7 protein-coding genes are annotated in these 5294 nt (G+C 70.1%); 2 read left to right on the plus strand and 5 right to left on the minus strand.

The genetic code is table 11. The annotated features are described in order from the left end of the window. Nucleotides 1-358: VOC family protein (locus tag IE249_RS30650; RefSeq protein ID WP_229859600.1), on the plus strand; the 358-nt coding region annotated here is incomplete at its 5' end. An 88-nt stretch (nt 359-446) separates the two neighbouring features. Here IE249_RS30650 and IE249_RS30655 read toward each other — a convergent pair. Next, nucleotides 447-1298 (minus strand): LysR family transcriptional regulator, encoded by an 852-nt coding sequence (locus tag IE249_RS30655; protein WP_229859603.1) that lies wholly within the window; start codon nt 1296-1298, stop codon nt 447-449. 81 nt (nt 1299-1379) lie between these two features. On the opposite strand from IE249_RS30655, the gene IE249_RS30660 reads away from it, so the two are divergent. Continuing rightward, complete coding sequence (locus tag IE249_RS30660) at nt 1380-1946, plus strand: cupin domain-containing protein (protein ID WP_189709997.1); 567 nt, start codon at nt 1380-1382, stop codon at nt 1944-1946. An 82-nt stretch (nt 1947-2028) separates the two neighbouring features. On the opposite strand, the gene IE249_RS30665 is transcribed toward IE249_RS30660, so the two are convergent. The 4 genes from IE249_RS30665 to IE249_RS30680 form a co-directional block, all read right to left on the minus strand. Then, nucleotides 2029-2508 (minus strand): hypothetical protein, encoded by a 480-nt coding sequence (locus IE249_RS30665; protein WP_229859610.1) that lies wholly within the window; start codon nt 2506-2508, stop codon nt 2029-2031. 282 nt (nt 2509-2790) lie between these two features. Further along, nucleotides 2791-3342, minus strand: coding sequence for a YciI family protein (locus IE249_RS30670; protein WP_189709999.1), 552 nt, complete (start codon nt 3340-3342; stop codon nt 2791-2793). Between the two features lie 562 nt (nt 3343-3904). After that, complete coding sequence (locus IE249_RS30675) at nt 3905-4291, minus strand: hypothetical protein (protein ID WP_189710001.1); 387 nt, start codon at nt 4289-4291, stop codon at nt 3905-3907. Between the two features lie 29 nt (nt 4292-4320). Further along, nucleotides 4321-5294 (minus strand): metal-dependent hydrolase family protein (locus IE249_RS30680; RefSeq protein WP_229859611.1); only part of this gene is annotated, 974 nt, incomplete at its 5' end.

Genomic DNA, 5294 nt, shown 5'->3' on the forward strand with positions numbered 1-5294 from the left:
CGTCGCCTTCTACGAGACGGCCACCGGCGTACAGGCGACCTGGTTCACCGAGGACTTCGCCGAGCTCGGGACGCCCGGCGCGACCCTCGCCGTCGCCGGCACCCGCACCGTCCCACTGTTCGCACCGGGCTCATCACGCCCGGCCGACAACCACAGCGTGATCCTGGAGTTCCTGGTCGACGACGTGGACGCCGCGTACAAGAGGCTGGCCGGCAGCGTCCCCGCCCCCGACTTCGTCAACGAGCCCACCACGATGCCCTGGGGCAACCGGTCCCTGCTGTTCCGCGACCCCGACGGCAACCTGGTCAACTTCTTCACGCCGGTCACAGCGGTGGCGAAGGAGAAGTTCGCCCGCTGACGCAGGGCACGGCCGGGCACGTCGGCGGCGTCGGTGAGCGGGGAGGGGGCCGCTCCAGGCGGTGCGACGCACCCCCCCTGAGCGGCGCTCAGTGACGGTACGCAGCCGTCGCGATCTCGATGAAGGACCGGATCAGCGGGTTGGTCTCACCTTCCTTCCACGCCGCCACCACCCGGCTCGGGGCCATGTCCACCAGCGGTACCGCCGTCAACTCCGCAGGCAGATGATGTCCGAGCGGGGTGAGACCGACCGTGTCATTCCAGAGCACGGCCTGCAGGCACTCCTGGACGGCACGCACCACCGGACCCTCGCGCGGTCTGCCGCCGCTCCAGTACGACTGCCAGACGGGATCGGTGCCCTGCGGGAACCGGAACCAGCGGCGTTCGCTCAGGTCGTCCAGACGCAGTTGCCCGCGGCGGGCCAGCGGGTCGTCGGCACGCAGCACCACGCCGACCGGATCAGTCCGCAACGTGCGCACCATGAGGGCCGTCTGGTCGAAGGGCGCTCGGGTCAGGGCCACGTCGACCGATCCGGCGCTCAGCCCGCAGGTCGGGTCGGTCAGATCGGTGTTGCGTACGCGGACGTCGACCCCGGGGTGGCGTCGACGGAAGGCCGTGGCCAGCCTGTTCGCCGCCGGGTCCGTGCCGTCGCCCAGGATGCCGACGGTGATGGCCGGGGCGCCGGCCGCGGTGCTCACCCGTGCGCGGACGAGGTCGGCATGGTCGAGCAGGGCCCGGGCCTCCTCGAGCAGAACCGTCCCCGCCGGAGTGAGCATGACGCCGGCGGGCGAGCGGATGAACAGCAGGGCCCCGACGTCGGCCTCCAACTGCTTGATCGCCCGGCTCAGCGGCGGCTGACTCATGTGCAGTCGGGTGGCGGCCCGGCCGAAGTGGAGTTCCTCGGCGACCGCCACGAAGTAGCGCAAGGTCCGCAGCTCCACACTGCGACGATACCGGCAAGGTATCGACTCCGTCGTACAGGTCTTGGACACGGGCAAGGTCCCGGCGGTGCACTCGTGAGCATGACCGAGGAAGTCAGCAGCAGCGAATCACAGGCCGGCCCCGCCGTATCCGTGGTGGCTCCCGGCGACGGCGAGACGATCGTCCTGGGCACCACCCGCATGCGCGTCCTCGAGGACGGCAGCCACACCGAGCACCGTCTCGCGATCGCCGAGTCCGTCCTCGCCCCGCACACCCAGGGACCGCCGCAGCACCGCCACGACCGGCACGACGAGGGCTTCTACGTCCTGTCCGGCACCGTGCGGTTCACCGTCGGGGACCGGGACTACGACGCCACCGCGGGCACGCTGGTGATGGTTCCGCCCGGTACGCCGCACACCTTCGCCAACCCGACCGGCCAACCCGCCGTCATGCTCAGCACCTTCACCCCCGACCTGTACGTGCAGTACTTCCGGGACCTCCAGGACGTCCTCACCGACGGCCGGCCACTCACCCCTCAGGCCAACATCGACGTGATGAGCCGCTACGGCACCGAGCCCGCCGCCGGCCAGGCCGTCCCCCCGGCTCCTGCTGGTGCCCGACGCCGTCGACGGACTCCCGAGGGCCAGGTGGCCCGAGACGGGGAATGACGAGCATCGTCCACCGGGCCCTCTCGGGACTTCTCGCTCACGGTGGAGATCGGCGTCGGAGAGTCGCAGGGCTGATGGGCCATCACTCGATCCCAAGGGGCCCGATGCCGAGATCCTCGCGCATGAGGTGACGCATCCGTGCCATGGCCTTGCGTCGTCGCTCCATCAGGGGCGCTTCGTCGGCGGAGCCGACGGCCACTCCGCCGGCGTAGGCATCGCGGATCGCGCGCAGGCAGTGGAACGCCTCGTTCCCCGCCTCCACGACCTGCGGCGGGCCCACGAGCCAGAAGCGTTCGCTCGCCGTGTAGATCCCGGTGCCGCGCACGGCCTCCCGCACCGCCGCGTCGCGCGCCGACTCGGACCTGTGGTCGCCCAGAGCGACGGCCCGTATCTCCTCACCCGCGGCCTTGAGGGCGGAAACGTACTCCGTGTACACCTCGCGCCGTACTTCCAGTGCGTGCCTCGCCTCCTCCCGCCGCCACCGGCTCCGATCGGCGACCAGAGTGGCTGCGATGCCGATGACGGCACCGGTCAGTGTGGAGAGCAAGGGCATCCAGTCCATGTGTCGCAGCTTGTCCGAACTGATGCGCCGGGGCCAGTGGCCCTTGTGGGTCGCGCCGCTGTTCACCAGGTCCGCGAAGGGGTACTGGCGGGCGGCGCGCTGCGGGCCGAGGAACGGGATGGTCAGGTCGTCCGTCTGGGGTTCGTGGGCGGCCCACAGGGCTTGGATGTTGACGGTGGCGCCCAGTCCGCGGAAGCGGGGGAGGCCGGCGGCGTCAGGCCGGCGCCGGTCCCGGGAAGGGATCCGGCGGACTTCCCGGTGACCTCGGCTTGGACGTGCCCGTCATGAAGGCCGGCCGCCGAACTGCCAGTCGTGCACCTCGATGCCGGCGTACCGGTCCGGGGTCAGGATGTGGCGTGCCGTCTCCGGGTCCGGCGCCCGCAGCAACACCGCCGTGCCCAGCCAGGTGGCGCCGTCGTCGGACAGCAGTGGCCCGTAGGCGATCAGCTCGTCGCCGTCGGGCGGCACCGCGAGGTCGGCGGCCTGCCCCGCGCCGAGGCCGAGCACCAGATACCGGTTGCCTCCGGTCCGGCCGCCGGGGAAGTCCCACATGGTGCGCCCCAGCGTGTTGCGCCACCGCCGCAGCAGCACGTCCCGGTAGACGCCGGCCTGGTAGTTCGGCTCGTCGAAGGCGAAGGCGCGTGCCGCGGCGAGATCGGGCAGATCGACGATGTGCACGCTTCCGGTGGGTGTGTCGCCGTCGTCGGCGAGGGTCGGGCCCCGGGCGATCATCTCCTTCGCGTACCGGTCCATGTATGACCAGTGGTCTTCCAGCAACTCGTCGCGCAGCGGCAGCGAGCCGGGCCGGTCGCGGTGGTAACAGAGGAACTCCATGCCCACAGGGTGTCGTCAAGGAGGTGACCAGGGCGAGCGAGTTTCGGGCGTAGCCACGAAGTCCGGTGTGCGGCATTTCCGCGTGCGGGAAGCGGTAGATGTGCGACAGGTGCAGGCGCTCCTTCGACGATCAGGTACGCACACCCTTCTCCGACCGGCTCCACGAAGGACCGGTCGGCCTGCCCGCCCTGCCGATGCCCAGCTTCTGGGAGATCACCAAGGCAGGAACGGAAGACCCGGTGACGGTCGCTGAAGAAGTCCGCGAGCTGCGAGAGCGAGCCGCGCCCTACCGCACGTACGTCGGTCGGCTGTCAGCGGCTTACGAGACCGGTGACCTCGAACTTCTGCGGCAGCAGCAAGAACTCCTCGCCGACCTCATGGCACAGTTGGGTTCGACCATGCGCATACCGCGAGTGGAATGGAAGCGTGTCGTCATCCCCGTGAAGGTCAAGTCGCCTTTCGTCGAACTCGACCAAGTCTCACTCCGGGGCCCGGGTCCCAGCCGCCTCCGCGGATCCCGTTTCGCCTTCCTGCACGACTGGACGGCCCGCCACTTCCGAGTTCACCGTCGTCGTTCGATCCAACGGGCAGCGGCGTCATAGGTGGTGGCCGGGGTGGCGTTGAACGCGATGGCCGCATCGGGTGCGTGCAGCCGGATCAGGTTGATCACCTGCTCGAGGAGTTCAACCTGATCGTCGGAATGCCGCAGGCCACCGCCGACGGTGACGCACTCCCACGGATGGGCTCGCAGCGCGTTCCCGAGCACTGCTTCCACGTCGTCGCTTCCGTCAAGGCCGATCAGGCAGGTCTCGACGCCCACGCCATGTTCGGTGAACCTGGCGAGTCCCGCTTCGATCGCCTTGGCCACCGGTTCGGGATCCCACGGCCCCGGCACCCGATATGGATCAAGCCCGATCACGAGAACGCGTGGCGGAAGGGTGCTGTCCATGCCTGGACGATACGCGTCGAACGACCGCTTCAGGAGGTGATCCAGCGATGGATCGTGCCGTGGTGCATGACGAAGTCGACGCCGTCGGTGGAGGTGATGTCGTCGAAGGGATCGCCGGGCAGGGCGATGAGATCTGCCGTGGCGCCGGACCGGATCCGGCCCAGGTCGGGAAGTCGCAGCAGGTCGGCGGCGGTACTGGTGGCGGCGCGCAGCGCCCGTGGCGGCGAGATGCCGCTCTCCACCATGGCGGGGAACTCCTTCACGTTCAGGTGATGGGGGAACATGCCTGCGTCAGTACCGAACGCGACGCGCACGTCGCTGGCGGCCACATTGCGGGCGCTGTCCCGGAGTTGGTCCGCATAGCGGTGGAACTTCGCCCGCTCCGCCGGGTCCTTGCCCTGCCAGTAGCTCTCGTCCTCGAGGTGGTCCAGCGCGTCGAGGACCATGAACTGGGTGGGAACCAGAAACACCCCGCGCTGCCGCATCAACGACAGGGTCTCGGCCGAGGCGAGGTTGCCGTGCTCGACACAGCGCACCCCGGCCCGCACGGCGCGCGCGACGCCCTCATCGCCGTAGGCGTGCGGGGTGCAGGGGACGCCCAGGTCGGCGGCGGTGGCCACCAGCGCGTCCATCTCGCTCTGCGTGTAGGTGGCCTGCCCGGGATCGTCGGTGGGGCTGCCGAACCCTCCGGTGGCGCCGAATTTGATCCAGTCCGCGCCGGCACGGATCTCCGCACGCACGGCCCGGGTGACTTCGGCGGGCCCGTCAGCGAGTACGCCGATCTCGCGGCCGTACTCGGGCGCGAGCAGGGTGGAGAGGTCCCCGTGTGCGCCGCGGGCCGAGATCAGATGCGGTGCCACGAGCATCCGCGGCCCGGTGATCAGGCCCCGCGCGAGCGCGTCGCGCAGGTGGATCGTGATCGGCTCGCCGGTGAAGGTGGCCAGGTCACGCACGGTGGTGAACCCGCGGTCGAGCAGATCACGCAGCACCGGCAGGGCACGCA

Origin of the sequence: Streptomyces anandii JCM 4720, from assembly GCF_014650655.1 — a bacterium.
Taxonomy (GTDB): domain Bacteria; phylum Actinomycetota; class Actinomycetes; order Streptomycetales; family Streptomycetaceae; genus Streptomyces; species Streptomyces anandii.

What these genes read in the sequence shown, in the direction of transcription:
- IE249_RS30660 (WP_189709997.1), top strand. Translation starts at nt 1,380, where the DNA reads ATGACCGAGGAAGTCAGCAGCAGCGAATCACAGGCCGGCCCCGCCGTA.
- IE249_RS30665 (WP_229859610.1), bottom strand. Translation starts at nt 2,508, where the DNA reads ATGGACTGGATGCCCTTGCTCTCCACACTGACCGGTGCCGTCATCGGC.
- IE249_RS30670 (WP_189709999.1), bottom strand. Translation starts at nt 3,342, where the DNA reads ATGGAGTTCCTCTGTTACCACCGCGACCGGCCCGGCTCGCTGCCGCTG.
- IE249_RS30675 (WP_189710001.1), bottom strand. Translation starts at nt 4,291, where the DNA reads ATGGACAGCACCCTTCCGCCACGCGTTCTCGTGATCGGGCTTGATCCA.